At 73.4% G+C, this 16,555-nt stretch carries 11 protein-coding genes and 12 pseudogenes; 10 read left to right on the plus strand and 13 right to left on the minus strand.

All coding sequences use genetic code 11. The features are described from left to right. Window positions 1-38: 38 nt before the first annotated feature. Together UK94_RS49890 and UK94_RS49895 are read right to left on the minus strand one after the other, a co-directional pair. Window positions 39-659, minus strand: a complete 621-nt coding sequence (locus tag UK94_RS49890) for an ABC transporter permease (protein ID WP_313949494.1) — start codon at window positions 657-659, stop codon at window positions 39-41. Window positions 660-661: 2 nt separating this feature from the next. Next, window positions 662-1,040 (minus strand): annotated as a pseudogene (locus UK94_RS49895) (hypothetical protein); the annotation flags it as partial. 380 nt (window positions 1,041-1,420) lie between these two features. Here UK94_RS49895 and UK94_RS12780 point away from each other — a divergent pair. Next, window positions 1,421-1,939 carry an SRPBCC family protein gene (locus tag UK94_RS12780; protein WP_055750011.1) on the plus strand — a complete coding sequence of 173 codons (519 nt, stop codon included), beginning with the start codon at window positions 1,421-1,423 and terminating at the stop codon, window positions 1,937-1,939. Between the two features lie 144 nt (window positions 1,940-2,083). On the opposite strand, the gene UK94_RS12785 is transcribed toward UK94_RS12780, so the two are convergent. Beyond that, window positions 2,084-2,563 (minus strand): hypothetical protein, encoded by a 480-nt coding sequence (locus UK94_RS12785; protein ID WP_011603975.1) that lies wholly within the window; start codon window positions 2,561-2,563, stop codon window positions 2,084-2,086. 192 nt (window positions 2,564-2,755) lie between these two features. Here UK94_RS12785 and UK94_RS49900 point away from each other — a divergent pair. The 4 pseudogenes from UK94_RS49900 to UK94_RS49915 all read left to right on the plus strand — a co-directional run. Beyond that, window positions 2,756-3,046, plus strand: a pseudogene (locus UK94_RS49900) (hypothetical protein); the annotation flags it as partial. 1 nt (window position 3,047) lies between these two features. Then, a pseudogene (locus tag UK94_RS49905) lies at window positions 3,048-3,206 on the plus strand (M20/M25/M40 family metallo-hydrolase); the annotation flags it as partial. Between the two features lies 1 nt (window position 3,207). Further along, window positions 3,208-4,022 (plus strand): annotated as a pseudogene (locus UK94_RS49910) (M20/M25/M40 family metallo-hydrolase); the annotation flags it as partial. 1 nt (window position 4,023) lies between these two features. Then, window positions 4,024-4,114, plus strand: a pseudogene (locus tag UK94_RS49915) (hypothetical protein); the annotation flags it as partial. A 57-nt stretch (window positions 4,115-4,171) separates the two neighbouring features. Here UK94_RS49915 and UK94_RS12795 read toward each other — a convergent pair. The 7 genes and pseudogenes from UK94_RS12795 to UK94_RS49940 all read right to left on the minus strand — a co-directional run. Beyond that, window positions 4,172-4,618 carry an OB-fold domain-containing protein gene (locus UK94_RS12795; protein WP_055750013.1) on the minus strand — a complete coding sequence of 149 codons (447 nt, stop codon included), beginning with the start codon at window positions 4,616-4,618 and terminating at the stop codon, window positions 4,172-4,174. Between the two features lie 2 nt (window positions 4,619-4,620). Beyond that, window positions 4,621-4,902: pseudogene (locus tag UK94_RS49920) on the minus strand (thiolase); the annotation flags it as partial. 1,025 nt (window positions 4,903-5,927) lie between these two features. After that, window positions 5,928-7,754 (minus strand): CoA transferase (locus tag UK94_RS12805; protein WP_235487678.1); only part of this gene is annotated, 1,827 nt, incomplete at its 5' end. Window position 7,755: 1 nt separating this feature from the next. Further along, a pseudogene (locus UK94_RS49925) lies at window positions 7,756-8,570 on the minus strand (CoA transferase); the annotation flags it as partial. Window positions 8,571-8,765: 195 nt separating this feature from the next. After that, the coding region (locus tag UK94_RS49930) for an acyl-CoA dehydrogenase family protein (RefSeq protein ID WP_268761322.1) at window positions 8,766-9,027 on the minus strand (262 nt) is incomplete at its 5' end. 1 nt (window position 9,028) lies between these two features. Beyond that, window positions 9,029-9,585: pseudogene (locus tag UK94_RS49935) on the minus strand (acyl-CoA dehydrogenase family protein); the annotation flags it as partial. A 1-nt stretch (window position 9,586) separates the two neighbouring features. Beyond that, window positions 9,587-9,887 (minus strand): annotated as a pseudogene (locus tag UK94_RS49940) (acyl-CoA dehydrogenase family protein); the annotation flags it as partial. A 237-nt stretch (window positions 9,888-10,124) separates the two neighbouring features. Here UK94_RS49940 and UK94_RS49945 point away from each other — a divergent pair. Further along, window positions 10,125-10,314, plus strand: a pseudogene (locus UK94_RS49945) (GntR family transcriptional regulator); the annotation flags it as partial. A gap of 1 nt (window position 10,315) precedes the next feature. Continuing rightward, a pseudogene (locus tag UK94_RS12815) lies at window positions 10,316-10,907 on the plus strand (FCD domain-containing protein); the annotation flags it as partial. Between the two features lie 80 nt (window positions 10,908-10,987). Here UK94_RS12815 and UK94_RS12820 read toward each other — a convergent pair. Beyond that, the coding region (locus UK94_RS12820) for an SDR family oxidoreductase (RefSeq protein WP_313949495.1) at window positions 10,988-11,797 on the minus strand (810 nt) is incomplete at its 5' end. 231 nt (window positions 11,798-12,028) lie between these two features. Between UK94_RS12820 and UK94_RS12825 the strand changes: the two genes are divergently transcribed. From UK94_RS12825 to UK94_RS12835, 3 genes are all read left to right on the plus strand, one after another. Next, a complete protein-coding gene (locus UK94_RS12825; RefSeq protein WP_055750016.1) occupies window positions 12,029-13,339 on the plus strand; it encodes an acyl-CoA dehydrogenase family protein in 1,311 nt (436 codons plus the stop codon). A gap of 439 nt (window positions 13,340-13,778) precedes the next feature. Continuing rightward, window positions 13,779-14,942, plus strand: a complete 1,164-nt coding sequence (locus UK94_RS12830) for a MaoC family dehydratase N-terminal domain-containing protein (protein WP_235487753.1) — start codon at window positions 13,779-13,781, stop codon at window positions 14,940-14,942. Next, window positions 14,939-15,982, plus strand: a complete 1,044-nt coding sequence (locus UK94_RS12835) for an LLM class F420-dependent oxidoreductase (RefSeq protein ID WP_055750017.1) — start codon at window positions 14,939-14,941, stop codon at window positions 15,980-15,982. The genes UK94_RS12830 and UK94_RS12835 overlap by 4 nt, the downstream gene beginning before the upstream one ends. 42 nt (window positions 15,983-16,024) lie before the next feature. On the opposite strand, the gene UK94_RS49950 is transcribed toward UK94_RS12835, so the two are convergent. Further along, window positions 16,025-16,474: an acyl-CoA dehydrogenase family protein gene (locus tag UK94_RS49950; protein WP_235487756.1), complete on the minus strand. Its 450-nt coding sequence runs from the start codon at window positions 16,472-16,474 to the stop codon at window positions 16,025-16,027. Window positions 16,475-16,483: 9 nt separating this feature from the next. Next, a pseudogene (locus UK94_RS73665) lies at window positions 16,484-16,554 on the minus strand (hypothetical protein); the annotation flags it as partial. Window position 16,555: the final 1 nt, after the last annotated feature.

Genomic DNA, 16,555 nt, shown 5'->3' on the forward strand with positions numbered 1-16,555 from the left:
GCGAGCAGCGCCGCGGCGGCGCCGTGGGTGGGACGCGATCACCGGCCGCCGCGCGGGTCGAAGGCGTCGCGTAGCCCGTCGCCGAGCAGGTTGAACGCGAGCACGGTGGCGAAGATCGCCAGGCCCGGGGCCAGCATGAAGATCGGCTCGATGCTGTACCAGCCGTGCGAGGCGACGGCCAGGGAGTCACCCCAGGAGGCCGTCGGTGGTCGCACCCCGACCCCGAGATAGGACAGCGCCGCCTCGTTGAGAATGTTCGTGGGAATGAGCAGCGTCGCGTAGACGAGCACCGGCGCCGCGACGTTCGGGAGCAGCTCCCGGAACATCACCGTGAACGTCCCCGCACCGAGCGAGCGGGACGCCTCGATGAACTCCCTTTCCCGTAGTGACAGCACCTGCCCGCGGACGATGCGCCCGATGTACGGCCAGGCGAATATCCCGATGACGAAGACCAGCACCGCGATACGCAGCCCCGAGCCCGACAAGCCGAACGCCTTGTTCGGAATCACCGCCACGATCGCGATCGCGAACAGCACCGACGGCACCGACAGCAGCAGGTCCATCAGCCGGGCGATGATCGTGTCCCACAGCCCGCCGAGATAGCCGGCGAGCATCCCGAGAACGGTGCCGATGATGACCGCCGTCGCGGTCGCCAGCAGCNCCACCAGCAGCGACACCCGCGCGCCGTAGACGGTCCGGCTGAAGATGTCCCGGCCGTTGACCGGCTCCACCCCGAGCAGATAATGCCAGCTCATCCCGCCGAACCGCCCCCGCGGCGCGGCGGTGTTCGGATCAAGAAGGTCGTAGTGCGGCTCGTTCGGCGGATGCCCCAGCAGCGCGACGATGACCGGCGCGAATATGGCGATCAGCGCGAGGAGGATCAGGAAGATTCCGCTGGTCACCGCCGGTTTGTCGCGCCTCAGTCTGATCCATCCGGATCGCCACAGCGAGCGACCCTCCGTCGGAACGACGGCCGGGGCGGCAACGGAATCGACCATCATCTCGCCCGGCGGAGCCGTCATCGTCCCACCACCACCCATCCTGGCCGCGAATTCGTCTGCCCGATGCGGTCGCGGGAACGCTAACCAGCCGCGGTGGTGATGAATAGCCGTGGACGGTAGTTGACCCGGAAACTTTTCGCATTCGCTACATGGCGCGCGCCGCCGACATCATCGGATTCTCTCCGGACATGCTTCGAAGACACCGATGTAACCGCGGCGTGTCGATCACCCGCGCAGCCCCGGTGCCACATCCACCCGTATCGGTCACAAAGGGCAGACCGGACGCCCGTCGTGGCGCGGCGGGTCACCTCCGTGTGTCCTCCGCGCCCCGCGGTCGAGGGCGACCAGCTCGGGTCGTGGGTGGGAGCATGTCCAGGTCCGGTGATCCACGACACCCACGGCCCGACGGAGGAGACCTGATGGATCTCGGCTGCTTCTTCGAGCAGGACGGCCGACCCGCGGTGCGGTTCGAACGCGTCTACCCACGGCCGCCGCAGCGGGTCTGGCGGGCGGTGAGCGACCCGGCCGAGCTCGCCTTCTGGTTCCCCTCGCGGGTGACGGTCGAGCCGCAGGCTGGTGGCGTCGTCACCTTCTTCGGTGACCCCCGTCTCGCGGACATGTCCGGCCGGGTGCTGGCCTTCGAACCGCCGCGCCGGCTGGCGTTCACCTGGGGCGGCGACGAGCTGCACCTGACACTCGAACCGGTCGGCGAGGCGGCCACCCGGCTCGTGCTCGTCAACGTGCTCGACGACCGATCCGCCGCCGCGCGCAATGCCGCCGGCTGGGCGGTCTGCCTCGGCGAGCTCGACCGGGCCGTCGCGGACCGGCCCGGCGACGGCCCGCACGGACCCGCCGCGGCGGCGGCCTGGCGGCCGTCCTACGAGGCCCATCTGGCGGCCGGCCTGCCCGGCGGCGCCCCGGTGCCCGCCGCTCCCTGACGGCACCGGCCCGGGTCCGCTGGGCAGGCGTCAAGCCCGCTGGGCAGGCGTCAAGCCCGCTGGGCAGGCGTCAAGCCCGCTGGGCGGGCGTCGGGCCCGCCGGGCGGGCGTCAAGCCCGGCCGTGCCCGCTGAGGTGGCCGAGGTCATCGGGAGATGCGGAGGCGCCGCCTGCGGCGGCTGGGTTCGGCCGTCCGGTTGCGTGCGTCGGCGCGGCCGGCCTTCTCCGTTCGGGCGCCTGCCCGCGAGCGTGTGCGGATGTCCCCCCGGGTGCGGGCGCGGGCACCTCGGCGGGCCGCGGTTCGTGCGCCGGGGGCCGGCGCGCGTTCGAGCTGCGGGGTGGGCGCCGGCTCGCCCGGGACGGCGGTGCCGTGGGACTCGCCCAGGGTGGGGGTGCCCGGGGATGCGACCAGGGTGGGGGTGCCCGGGGTCTCGGCCAGGCCGTCGGGGACGTGGCGGGCCGGGCGGGGGCCGATCGGCAGCGGGTGGTCCGGGCGCAGGCTCGCGACGATCCGCCAGAAGGCGCGGTAGCCGTGGGTCACGTGGAGGTGGTAGTCGAGGTCGCCGGTGCTGAGGAAGCGTTCGGCGCAGTCGAGGTCGGAGCGCGGGCAGAGGTAGACGGTCACAGGGGCCTCCCACGGGCGTGTCGCGGTCGCCGCCGCGCAACGCGGTCCCGCCGCAGAGCATGCTGCGGGCGATCACCGTGGGGCCAGCTCGGACGGGGACGCGGCGACGCAATGCTGCTGGTCGGCTACGACAGTGTTTCACGGTACGGTCCGCGTCCGGCGTGCGCATCCCGGGCGGGGCAGACTGGAGGCATGCCTAGCGCGCCGTCTTCGTCCCCCGACCCGACCGGTGGCATCCGGCTGCCGGTGACCGCACCGGACGCCGAGGGTGAGGTGGTCGAGCTCTGTCGGGACCTGCTCCGCTTCGAGTCGGTCAACCGGGGCGGTGGCGACGGCCACGAGCGCCCGATCGCCGAGTACGTCGCCACGAAGCTCGCCGAGGTGGGGATCGAACCGACCATCCTGGAGTCGGAGCCGGGGCGCACCAGCGTCATCGGCCGGATCGAGGGCGCTGACCCGTCCCGTGCGCCACTGCTCATCCACNGCCACCTCGACGTGGTGCCCGCCGACGCCAGCCAGTGGCGGGTCGCGCCGTTCTCCGGTGAGGAGGTCGACGGTTGCCTGTGGGGGCGCGGCGCCGTCGACATGAAGGACATGGTCGCGATGACCCTCGCGGTCGTGCGCGACCTCGCCCGCTCCGGCCNCAAGCCACCGCGTGACCTCGTCGTGGCCTTCCTCGCCGACGAGGAGGCCGGCGGCGGGCTCGGCGCCCGCTGGCTCGTCGAGCACCATCCCGAGCTGTTCGCCGACTGCACCGAGGCGATCGGCGAGGTCGGCGGCTTCTCCTACACCGTCTCGGACGATCTGCGGCTCTACCTCATCGAGACGGCCGAGAAGGGCCTGGCCTGGATGAAGCTGACCGCGACCGGCCGGGCCGGGCACGGGTCGATGATCAGCGACGACAACGCGGTCACGGCGCTGTGCGAGGCGGTGGCGCGGCTGGGTCGTCACGAGTTCCCGCTCGTGCTCACCCCGACGGTGCGGGTGTTCCTCAACGAGTTGGGGGACGCCCTCGGCATCGAGTTCGAACTCGACGACCTGCAGGCCACGGTCAGCAAGCTCGGCCCGGTCGCCCGGATGATCGGCGCCACGCTGCGCAACACCGTCAACCCCACCCAGCTGCAGGCCGGCGAGAAGGTCAACGTGATCCCCGGCGAGGCGACCGCCTACGTCGACGGGCGCTTCCTGCCGGGCCAGGAGGAGGAGTTCGTCCGCCAGCTCGACGAGATCCTCGGGCCGGACATCCGGCGCGAGTGGGTCGTCCATCACGACGCCGTGGAAACCGGCTTCGACGGGGCGCTGGTGGAGGCGATGGGCGCCGCGCTGCGGGCGGAGGACCCGATCGCCCGGGCGGTTCCGTACATGCTCTCCGGCGGCACGGACGCCAAGTCGTTCTCCCGGCTGGGCATCCGCTGCTTCGGCTTCTCCCCGCTGCTGCTGCCCGCCGACCTGGACTTCTNCGGGATGTTCCACGGCGTGGACGAGCGGGTCCCGGTCGAGTCCCTGCGCTTCGGCGTCCGGGTCCTCGACCGTTTCCTGCGCGCCTGCTGACCTGCGAGGCGAGCTGGTCGCCGGTCGGTGCGTGGCGACGGCGAGCGCCGCCACGCATCAGCCGGCGTCGGGCCCGAAACGGGGCACGGCGTAGGTGTCGGTGATCCGGTCGAAGCGGATCCGGACCCGGTCGCCGATCTGGACCGTCTCGGGGTCGACGTCGACGATGTTGGCGATGATGCGGCAGCCGGCCCCCTGGGTCCCGTCCAGCTCGACGACGCCGGACACGTACGGCACGACCTCGGCGAGCCGCGGGGCGAGCGGGTGGCGCACGACGGTGAAGGTGTAGATCGTGCCGGTGCCCGGCAGGTCGGTGTAGGTGAACGCGGCGCCCCGACAGGAGAAGCAGAACGGCTCGGCGGGGAAGACGAACGTGCCGCAGGTGTCGCACCGGGCGATGCTCAGGCGGCCGGCCAGGGCCGCGTCCCAGAACGGCTGGGTGCGCTCGTCGGCCATCGGGTCGGCCAGGCGCGCGGGGAACACGCCCCGTTGGAGCTCGGTCACCGTTACCTCCGCAGAAGGGTGCCGCTGACGGGCAGGCCGGCCGGGCCGCCGGTGACGAGGGCGATCTCGGCGCCCGCCACCTGGTTGACGGCGACGCCGCGCAGTTGCTCCACGGCCTCGCGCACGTGCGTCATCCCGATGAGGTAGGCCTCGGACAGGTGGCCGCCGTGGGTGTTCACCGGGATGCTGCCCCCGTCGAACCGGATGGTGCCCTCGGCGACGAACGGGCCGCCCTCGCCGATCCCGCAGAACCCGTAGTCCTCGAGCTGCATGATGACCAGCGGNGAGAAGTGGTCGTAGAGCAGGGCGACGTCGACGTCCTGGGGTCCCACGCCGGCCATGTCGTACATCCGCCTGGCCACGGTGCGGTGGCCGCTGGAGGCGAAGTACTCGTCCGGCATCTGGAAGTAGCTGAAGATGGCGCTGCCCCACCGGCCGGCGCCGCCGTTGGCCGAACCCATGATGTAGACAGGCGGTTGGCGCAGGTCACGGGCGCGCTGCGCCGAGGTGACGACCGCGGCGATCGCGCCGTCGGACTCCATGGTGTAGTCGAACAGGCAGAGCGGGTCGGAGAGCATCGGGGCGTTGAAGTAGTCGTCGAGGGTCAGCGGCTCCCGGCGTAGCGCCGTGGGCCGCTTGCGGGCGTTCTCCCGCTGCGAGATCGCCACCTCGGCGAGGTGCTCGCGCTTCGTGCCGTACAGCTTCATGTGCCGCTGGGTGAGCAGGGCGAAGCTGTGCCCGGGTGACATCAGGCCGCTGCCGGCGGCCAGGACGAACCCCTGCGGGATCCGGCCGGACCCGTACGGGCTCCCGCCTCCGCCCCCGCCGCCCGCGCCCCCACCGTCGACCTGGGTGCCGCCGAGGCGGCGGGACGCCTGCTGCAGCGTCATCACAGTGACGCACACGTCGGCCTGGCCGGAGACGATCGCCGCGGCCGCGAGACCCAGCGACCCGGCCATCCCGCCGCCGCCGGAGGTCAGTGTCGCGGCGAACCGAACCTCCGGCACGCCGAGGATCGAGCCGACCGAGGCCGGGTCGATCGAGCTGGAGTAGATCGTGAAACCGTCCAGGTCGTCGACGGTCAGTCCGGCGTCCGCCAACGCCGCCAGGATGGCCTTGCCGGCCATTTCGGTCTCGGTCTGCGGCAGCGACTGGCCCCGCTTGTAGTACGGCGTGTAGCCGATACCCGCGATCGCGGTCTGGTCCTTCATGGTTGCTGCGTCACCCTCCTGCGCCGTGGGATGGAAGAAGGCATCGGCTGCCCGCGGCCGGCCGCGGCGGCCGGCCGCGGGCAGCACAGGGGCGGACGTCAGCCGATGACCTTGGCCTCGCGCAGCCGGGCCAGCTCGGCGTCGCCGAGGCCGAGAAGCTCGCGCAGGACCGCGTCGGTGTGGGCGCCGGTCAGGCAGCCGCCCCGGGCCTGGGTCGCCGAGCGGGAGAAACGCACCGGCGGGCCAATCCGCAGGTGCTCCTCGAACACCGGGCTGTCGGCCTGGGCGCCGTACTCCGCGCCGAGGGTGTCGTCGGTGAGCAGGAGCTGCTCGGGCGCGACCTCGGCGACCTCGACGGCGCCCACGTCGGCGGCCGTCAGCAGCCGCTCCCAGTCGGCGGCGGCGCGGGTGGCGAGGATCGTCGCCAGCAGCGCGGCGAGCTCGGTGTCGCGCGCGGCGCGCCCGGCGGCGGTGGCGTAGCCGTCGTCGCCCAGCGCCGCGACGGCGTCCGCCAGGCCGGTGCCGGCCGCACTGGCCGTGTCCGCACTGGCCGTGTCCGCACTGGCCGCGTCGGCGAGCGCGGCGGCCAGCTCGCGCCACTGTCGGTCGCTCGGGGCGGCGAGGAACAGCAGGCCGCGGGCGGTCGGGTACATCCGGTACAGCGCGTGGAAGCCGTTGCCGTCCGGGTCGACCGTCGGGGACGCCGGCCGGCCCGCGTAGTCGACGACCCGGTCCAGCAGGGCGTGCGTGCCGGTGCCGAGCATGGTGACGGTCACCGGGGGAAGCGGGCGGCCGCGGCGGCGGGCGAGCGCGCCGAGCAGCATCGTCGACGCGACGCCGAGCGCGGCGATCCCGTCCGCCTGCAGGTTGAGCACCGCGGACGCGGCGAACAGCCGGTTGGCGGCCAGCTTGACGTCGCGCATCGTGCCGGTGGCGCCGGCGGCGTCCGGCGCCTCCGCGAGGGCGAGGCCGATCGCCGCGCCGATCGACGGGGCGTACGCCGGACGGTGGCCGAACGGGCCGTCGGTGCCGTAGCCGGGCGCGTTCACGTAGACCAGGTCCGGGTTGATCTCGCGCAGCGTCGTCGCGTCGATCCCGGCCCGTTCGGCCGCGCCGGCGCGGAAGCCCTGCAGCACGATGTCGGCGTGGCGCACCAGCCGGCGGACCAGCCGCCGGCCCTCGTCGGTGCCGAGGTCGAGGGCGACGCTCTCCTTGCCCTGCAGGACGCGGGCGCCGCCGGCCTCCGGGAACGGCAGGATCCGGCGGATCTCGTCGCCCTCCAGGGACTCGACCTTGATGACGCGCGCGCCGAGGTCGGTGAGCATCGTCGCGCCGAACGGCGCCGCGAACATGACGCCGAACTCCAGCACCGTCAGGCCGGCCAGCGGCAGGCCCGACGACCCGGCGTCCTCGTCGCCACGGGCCTCGACCGCACCTGGCTCCGCCGCACCGGAGTCGGCCGCACCGGAGTCGGCCGCACCTGACGTCGCCGCACCTGACGTCGCCGCACCGGACTCGGCGGGCGCGATGGCGGCCGGGGTGGGGGTGCCAGCGGCGTGGGTGGCGCGCAGGCCCGGCCCGTGCTCGTCGAGGCGGGGCGCCGGGCGCGGCGCGGCGAGCGGCCCGCCATCGAGGTGGACCAGGGTCGACGGGCGGCGCACGGGGCCGCGCTCCGGGTCCTCGACGACGGCGTCCCGACCGTCGTGGCGGATCTGTGGGTGATCGAGCGCGCCGACGCCGGCGCGGAAGATCTCGGCGTTGATGTCGGGGTTGGTGTCGAAGACGTGGCGCCACTCGGCGAGGGTGCGCGAGGCGACCTTGGCCAACATGTACTCCCACAGCTCGGTGCGCAGCCGTGGGGTCTCCAGGAACGGGAAGCCCTTCCACTTCGGGTCGGCGAGCATCTCGATCATGTCGAACTCGTGNAGCATCGCGCCGAACAGCCGCGGCTGGACCTGGGCGAACTGCAGCCAGTGGCCGTCCTTCGTCGGACCGACGAGCAGCGGGTAGATCAGAGCGCCGCCCGGCTCGCCGTCCGAGGTGGCCGCGTCGACCGTGGTGTAGGCGTCCGGCCAGCGCAGCCCGACCAGCCGCTGGAACCAGGCCCACGTGTCGAGCATGAGCACGCCGCGCACCAGGTCGGTCTCGACGTGCTGGCCCAGGCCACTGGACTCCCGTTCGAGCAGCGCGCCGAGCAGCCCCTGCACCGCGCTGTGCGCCGCGCCCCAGCTCGCGAACGGGACGGAGACGAACGCCGGGCCGGGGCGGGTGACCATCCCCTGCTTGGCGTGGAACAGGCCCAGCTTCGCCATCACCATGCCCTCGTAGCCCTTGAGGTCGGCCCACGGTCCGGTCGAGCCCCAGCCGGTGATCGCCACGCTGACCAGGCGCGGGTTGAGCGCGCCGAGCCGGGACGCGGTGAGACCGAGCCGCTCGGCGGCGCGCGGGCGCATGGTCGTCACCAGCGCGTCGGCCCCGGCGGTCAGCCCGTCGAGCCGGGCCCGGTCCGCGGGGTCGTGGAGGTCGAGCACGACGCTGCGCTTGCCGCCGGCGACCGCCGGCCAGGCCGCCTCCGCCCGCAGCGGGCTCCCGCCGGGCGGTTCCACCAGGACGACGTCGGCGCCGGCCTCGGCCAGGAACTGGGTGGCGAACGCACCCGCCATCGTCGTCGACAGGTCCACGACCGACAGTCCGGCTAACGGACCCTCTCCCGTGGCCTGGTCGTGCGGGATGGGGCTCATGCGGGCTGGCCTCCAGGGTGAGTCGGTGCGCCGGCCGCCCGGACTGTTCGCCTGACGGCGGCGGGACGACGGTGCAGGGATGACGGTGCACGGACGACGGCTGCGGGACGACGGTGCACGGACGACGGCTGCGGGACGACGGCTGGGGGAGGAGGGGTTACGGGACGACGGGCATGGCAGCGCCGGCGGCGGGCGTCACACGCCAAGCAGGTCGGCGAGGGCGGCGCGGTGGGTGGCCGGGTCGCCGAACATGACCCGGTCGGCGGCGGCCCGCCTGAGATAGAGGTGCGCGGGGTGCTCCCACGTGTAGCCGATGCCGCCGTGGATCAGGATGTTCTCCTCGGCGCAGGTGTAGAACGCCGTCGAGCAGTAGGCCCCCGCCAACCGGGCCGCCACCGGGAGGTCCGCCGCGCCGTCGGCCGCGGCCCACAGCGCGTGGTAGGCGGCCGAGCGGGCCNATTCGACCCGCAGCAGCAGGTCGGCGCACCGGTGCTTGATCGCCTGGAAGGAGCCGATCGGCCGGCCGAACTGGACCCGCAGCTTGGCGTACTCCACGGCCATGTCGAGCACCCGCTGCGCGCCGCCGACCTGCTCGGCGGCGAGCTGGGTCGCGGCGACGTCGCGCACCCGGGCCCGCACCCCCGCGCCGGCTCCCTCGGCGCCGACCAGCCGGGCCGGTGCCGCGTCGAAGGCCAGCCTCGCCTGCCGGCGGGTGGCGTCCATCGTCGCGGTGGGCGTCCGGGTGAGTCCGGCGGCGTCCGCCTCGACGCCGAACAGGCTCGGCCCGCCCGGTGCCGCCGCGACCACCAACACGACGTCGGCGCTCGCACCGTCGACCACGTGCCCGACCGTGCCGGTCACCCGCCAGCCGCCGTCCGCTGGTGAGACGCTCGCCGCGACCGACGCGCCGGCAGGATGCCCCCCGGCGGCGAGATGCTCCCCGGCGGCGAAGGTCGCGCGCAGCGACCCGTCGGCGATGCCGGGCAGGTACGCCTTGTTCGCGGCCTCGTCGCCGNCCGCGAGCAGCGCCTCGGGGGCCAGCACGACCGTCGACAGGTACGGCGCGCACAGCAGCGCCGCGCCTGCCTCCTCCATCACGACTCCGACCTCGACCGGTCCGAAGCCGGCGCCCCCGTAGTGCTCGGGGATCGCGAGCCCGGTCAGCCCGAGCTCGGCGAGCCCACGCCAGACGGCCGGATCGAACCCGTCCGGGGTCTGCATCAGCCGACGGACCTCGGCCTCGGGCGAGGTCTCGGCCAGCAGGTCCCGGACCATGGACCGCAGCCCGTCCTGCTCCTCGGTGAAGACGAACTCCATCAGGGGCGCCTCCGTCCACCGGTCGGCCCGTCCGCCAGGACGACCGCTCGGAAAGCGAGTAAACCATAATCTCTTTTTGTGTCCTAGCCCCTGATCGCCCGGTCGTGCCCCCCGGCGGACGCGCGGGCCAGGGTCAGCCCGAAAGGGACCAATCACTGCGCTGATAATCTGGGCCCAGGAGCCCAGCGACGTGCCCGAGCCACCGCGGCGGGCCCTGCGATTGTTCAAGGAGTGCCGATGACCTCGCCCGAGGCCGTTGCCGCCGCTGCCGCGGCCGGGGTGGAGCCGATTCGGATCCCGCGCCGGGTCGAACGCAGCGCGCGGACCTCCGAGGTTGTGGCCGCCTCGATCCGGTCGCAGATCGCCCGCGGCGAGCTGAAGGCGGGTGACCGGTTCCCGCCGGAGGACGAGCTGATGGAGGTCTTCGNCATCGCCCGCACCACCCTGCGGGAGGCGCTGCGGATCCTGGAGGCCGAGGGCCTCGTCACCGTGCTGCGCGGGCGCCGCGGCGGGCCGCGGGTCACCACCCCGACCGTCGAGCACATGACCAGGATGTTCGCCCTGCTGCTCCAGATCGAGGGCGTGGCGCTGACCGACGTCCACGACGCGCTCGCCGTGGTCGAACCGCCGCTGGCGGGCCGGCTGGCCGCGAGTCACACGCCCAAGGCGCTCGCCGAGCTCACCGCGGCGATCGACGCCGCCGCGGCCGCGGCCGGCGTCGAGGACGACGGGACGGCGTTCGGCGAGGCCGCGGCCGCCGTGCACCACACGCTGCTGCGCAACGCCGGCAACACGTCCCTGTCGATCCTCGGCCAGCTCCTGCACGAGGTGATCGCGCAGTACTACCGCCGCTCCGGCCAGCACGCCACCGCCGCCGAGCGCCGCCGCGCGATCAGGTCGTATCGGAAGTTTCTCGGGCTGGTCACCGCGGGCGACTCCGCCGCTGCCGAGGAGCACTGGAACCTGCTCATGCACTACCCCGACCGCCGCAACAAGCAGCGCGTCGACCTCTACTCCTGACCTCTGCTCCTGACCTCTGCTCCTGACCTCGGCTCCGCGTCGGCTCCGCGTCGGCGCACCGCGCGCGACCCGGTCGCCCGCTACCTGGGGGCGAAGCGCTGGCCGGCGTCGAGGCGGATGGTGCCGCCGTTGAGCATCGGGTTCTCCACGATCGCCAGCGCCAGTCTGGCGTACTCGTCGGGACGGCCCATCCGCTTCGGGAACGCCGCGTCCTTCGTGAGCGCCTCGGCGGCCCGGTCCGGGATGCCCTCGGTGAGCCCGGTGCTGAACAGGCTCGGGGCGATCGTCAGCACCCGGATGCCGACACCGCCGAGGTCGCGGGCCATCGTCAGTGCCATCCCGGCGATGCCGGCCTTGGCCGCCGTGTAGGCGACCTGGCCGATCTGGCCCTCGAACGCCGCGATCGACGCGGTGTTGATGATGACGCCGCGCTCGTCCTCCTCCGGCTCGTTGTCCTTCATCGCCCACGCCTGCAACCGGTTGAGGTTGAACGTGGCGATCAGGTTCAGCTCGACGACGCGACGGAACTCCGCCAGCGGGTGCGGGCCCTCCTTGGCGATGGTCCGCTTCGCCACTCCGCCGCCGGCCGTGTTGACCGCGATGTGCAGCCCGCCGAGAGCGCCGACGGCCTCCGCCACCGCCGCCTCGGCCGCCGCGTCGTCGGTGACGTCGACCGGGTGAAACGTCGCCCCCAGCGCCGCCGCCACCTCCGAGCCCGCCGACTTCGGCAGGTCGAGGATCGCGACGCTCGCGCCCTGCTCGCGCAGACGCTGCGCCGTCGCCCGTGCCATCCCCGACGCGCCACCGACCAGAATGGCCTTCTTCCCAGCGACCTGCATGGACCGTTCCTCCATCCGTTGCTGCGCGCTGATGTGCGTCCCGCTGACGTCNGACCAGACCGGTCCGGCCTCGTGACCCGACCGCCGGGCTCGACAGCCTCCGGTCGACAGCCTCTGGTCGGCAGGCTCCGGTCGCCAGGGCTGGGCGGCACGCGTTCGAGCCGCTACTCTAGCCACTTAATAGAGTAATGAGAAGTCGGATTTCGGCGTGGCCTGGCTGCGTCGTGAGCCGGCCGGCGGAAGCCCGGCGCCGGGTGTTCGCCTCGACCCCGGGAGGACCACGTGACGGCGGAGCACGCGGCGGAGCACACGACCGAACGGACGGCGGCGGACGGCGGTGACGCGGGCGACCCGCGGGCGCGGGTGCGCGCGTGGTTACGGGCGAACTGGGACACCTCGCTGACCCTCGCCGCCTGGTGGCGGCGGCTCGCTGACGCCGGCTACGCCTACCCCTCCTGGCCGGCCGGCCTCGGCGGTCTCGGGCTGTCGCCGGACGATGCCCGCGACGTGCTGGCCGAGCTGGCCGCCGCGCGGGTGATCGGGGCCCCGGCCGGGATCGGCCAGGGGCTGGGCGCCGGCACCCTGCTGGCGCACGGCACGCCCGAGCAGTGGGCCCGCCTCCTGCCCGGGCTGGCGACCGGGCAGGAGGCGTGGGTCCAGCTCTTCAGCGAACCCGGCTCCGGCTCGGACCTCGCCAGCCTGTCGACCCGGGCGGTGCTCGACGGCGACGAGTGGGTGGTCAACGGGCAGAAGGTCTGGTCGTCCGGCGCGCTGAGCGCCGACCGCGGCATGCTGCTCGCCCGCACCAACGTCGACGTCCCCAAGCACGACGGGATCACCTTCCTGATCATCGACCTGGACCAGCCGGGGGTCGAGGTCCGACCGTTGCGGCAGATGAGCGGCGACGCGCACTTCTGCGAGGTCTTCCTCACCGACGCCCGGGTGCCCGCCGACCGGGTGGTCGGCGCGGTCGACGACGGCTGGCGGGTCGCCCGTACGACGTTGCTGCTCGAACGCTCGGGCCTCGGCGGGGAGGGCCTCGCCGGCCTGCGGCTGGTCGAGGGCGGCCGTCGGTCGGGCAACCTCGACCGGGTGGTCGCCGACGTCCTCGCTGCCCCGGCACCGAACCAGCGCGCGGGCTTCTTCCTGCCCCCCGAGGCGATGATCGCGCTGGCCCGGGAGCGCGGCCGCGGCGCCGACCCGGTGATCCGCCAGGCGCTCGCCGACTACTACGTCGAGGCCGAGGTGATCCGGCTCAACGCGCAGCGGGTCAGGGCGGCCGCCCAGGCCGGCCGGCTTCCCGGTGCCGCCGGGTCGACGCTGAAGCTGGCGATCAGCCTGCACGGCCGCCGCTACCGCGACCTGATGCTCTCGCTCGTCGGCCCGGACGCGACCCTGGTCGACGCCGACGGCCCGGACGACGGCCGGCTGCACGCCACCTACTACTGGAGCTTCGCCGGCGCGATCGGCGGCGGCACCGACGAGATCCAGCGCAACGTGATCTCCGAGCAGGTCCTCGGCCTGCCCAAGGATGCCGACGCCGGCCGCAACGTGCCCTATCGCGAGCTCAGGGTCGGCACCCAACGCCGCTGAGCGGGGCGTCCGTCGGGCCCGCTGCGCTCAGCGGCAGGGCCGCGACCAGCGGCGTTCGTCGGGCCGCACCCGCCCCGCCGCGGAAAGAATTCGAGTAATGATAGTAGTTATTGATGTGCCCGGGACGCGGGCGAGGTCGGGACGGGAGAGACCGCAGATGCCGGAAGCCTGGATCATCGACGGTGTGCGGACTGAGCCACGGACAGATCTCCCGTACATCGGCACCCTGACTTTTTGAACAAAGGTGGAGGGCGGACGGATGACGGTCGATGNCGACGGGGCGCCGCGGGTGGGCGACGCGGACGACGAGACGAGCGACGAGACGAGCGGGGAGACGAGCGCGGAGAGGTTCGGGGTGCTCACCGACGCGGCGCTCGCGCGGTCCCGCCGGCGCGTCGGCGTGCTGCGCCCCGGCGCGGGGCGGCCGCACAACCACGAGGTGACCTGGGACGCCGCCCGGCACTTCGCCTACGGCTACGGCGACGACAACCCGCTGTACTGCGACCCGGAGTACGCCAAGAACACCCGCTGGGGCACGCTGATCGCCCCGCCGACCTTCCTCTACACGATGGGCGAGAACATCGTCCGCGCGGCCGACCCGGAGACGAAGGCGCTGCTCAAGGGCGACCCGTTCGCCGGCCTCGGGTCCTACCAGGCGGTCATGGAGTTCGAGTGGTGGCGCCCGTTCGCCCTCGGCGACCGGGCCCGGACCATCCACTCCCAGGTCGGCGTCACCGCCAAGCGCAGCTCGTTCGGCGGCCGCACCGCCCACGTCACGAACGAGACGATCTACAGCAACGACCGCGGCGAGCTCACCTGCCTGCAGCGCGGCACGTGGGTGAACGCGGAGCGGCACACCTCGCGGGAGCGCAGGAAGGAGCGCGAGCTGCCCGAGCCGTACACCCCCGAGCAGCTCGCCGAGATCGACGCGGCGTACGCGGCGGAGACCCGGCGCGGCGGCACCCCCCGCTACTTCGAGGACGTCGAGATCGGCGAGGAGCTGCCGACGAAGGTGAAGGGCCCGCTGACGACGACCGACGTGGTCGTCTGGCACCTGGGCTGGGGCATGCAGCTCACCCCGCCCGGCACCTTCCGGCTCGCCTACCAGGTCCGCCGCAAGGCCCCGGGGCTCTACCCGCCGAACGCCCTCAACATCCCGGACACGGTGCAGCGGCTGCACTGGGAGCCGCAGCGGGCGCAGGAACTGGGCCTGGCGACCTCCTACGACTACGGCGGCATGCGCGAGACGTGGCTGTGCCACCTGCTGACCGACTGGGTCGGCGACGACGGCTGGCTGTGGAAGCTCTCCGCGCAGCACCGCCGGTTCAACTTCGTCGGCGACACGACGTGGGTCGGGGGCAAGGTCGTCGACAAGCGGCAGGTCGACGGGCGCAGCGAGGTCCACATCGAGCTCCAGTGCACCAACCAGCGCGGCGTCGTCACCTCACCCGCGACGGCCGTCGTCCTGCTCCCGACCCGCGACGAGCCGGTCGTCACCCTGCCCGCCCCACCCCGCGACACCCTGGAGGCGATGATCGAGTACGAGATCGAACGCATCCGCCAGCAGGAGTCGGTGGCCGAGCGGACGGAGCAGTCGTCATGACGACCAGCCTGCGCATCGGCGTCATGTCCGGTGGCTACAACGGCCGCAGGCTCGCCGAGCACGCGCGGTTCATCGAGTCGCTCGGCTACGACTCGTTCTGGACCGGCGAGGCCTACGGCGGCGACGCCGTCACCGCGCTGACCTGGGTCGCGGCGCACACCGAGCGCCTGCGCATCGGCTCGTCGATCCTGCAGCTCGACGCGCGCACGCCGTCGAACACGGCGATGACCGCCTGGGCGCTGAACCAGCTCAGCCGGGGCCGGTTCAGCCTGGGCCTGGGGGTGTCCGGGCCGCAGGTGGTCGAGGGCTGGCACGGCCGGCCGTTCCGGTTCCCGCTGGCGCGTACCCGGGAGTACGTGACGGTCATCCGCAGGCTGCTGGAGGAACAGGGCAGGATCGAGTTCCACGGCGACCACCTGAGCATCCCCTACGACGGCCCGGACGCCACCGGCCTCGGCAAGCCGCTACGCCCCGGCTTCCCGAGGACGAAGCTGCCGATCTACCTCGCCGCCATGGGCCCGAAGAACATCGCGATGGCGACCGAGATCGCGGACGGCCTGCTCCCGCTGATGTGGAGCCCGCACCGCCTCAAGGAGATCTACGGCGACCTGATCGCCGCCGCGGCCGCCCGCAACACCGCCGCCGGAGCCGAGGCCGGCGCGGCGCCGTTCGACATTCGCCCGGCGGTCCCGGTCGCCGTCGGCGACGACATCGCCGCCTGCCGCGACCAGGTCCGCCCGAACCTCGCCTTCTACCTCGGCGGCATGGGGGCGCGCACCGAGAACTTCTACGCCAACCTGATCCGGCGCTACGGCTACGAGCAGGACGCCGACACGATCCAGGACCTCTACCTCGGCGGCCGCCGCGAGGAGGCGGCCGCCGCGATCCCCGACGCCCTCGTCGACGAGCTGACCCTCGTCGGGCCGCCGGCCGCCATCGCCGACCAGCTGGCCGTGTGGGAGAGCTCCGGTGCCACCGGCCTGCTGATCCGCTTCGCCGACGACAGGGCGCTGCGCACCGTCGCCGAGGTCGCCTTCTGACGGCCCGCTNGGTGATGCGGCCCGCTCGGCTCGGCCGTGGGGCTAGCGCAGCAGGGGGTCGCGGGGCAGGCCGAGGATGCGCTCGGCGATCTGGTTGCGGGTGATCTCGGAGGTGCCGCCGGCGATCGTCATGCCCCGCCAGGCGAGGGCCGAGGTGCCGGCCGCGGCGCCGAGACCCTCGGCGAACGCCGCCTCGGGGCCGGCGAAGTCGAGGAACAGGGCGGCCACGGTCTGGCCGCGCTCGGCGAGGACCAGCTTGGTGATGTTGCCCTCGGGGCCGGGCTCGCCCCCGACGACGGCCCGTTCGGCGCGGCGCAGGTTCAGCAGGCGCAGGGCGTGGCCCTCGGCGACGTGCCGGCCGACCCGCTCGGCCGCCGCGGGGACGTGCGCGCCCCGCTCCCGGTACAGGTCGAAGACGTTGGCGACCTCGAACCCGCCGGAGACCCCGCCGCCGATGCTGACCCGCTCGTTGCCCAGCGTCGCCCGGGCCACCGACCAGCNCTCGTTCGGCGTACCGACGACGTCGGCGTCGGGGACGAAGACGTCGGTGAGGAACACCTCGTTGAACTCGGN

This window comes from Frankia sp. AvcI1, assembly GCF_001420875.1.
Taxonomy (GTDB): Bacteria; Actinomycetota; Actinomycetes; order Frankiales; family Frankiaceae; genus Frankia; species Frankia alni.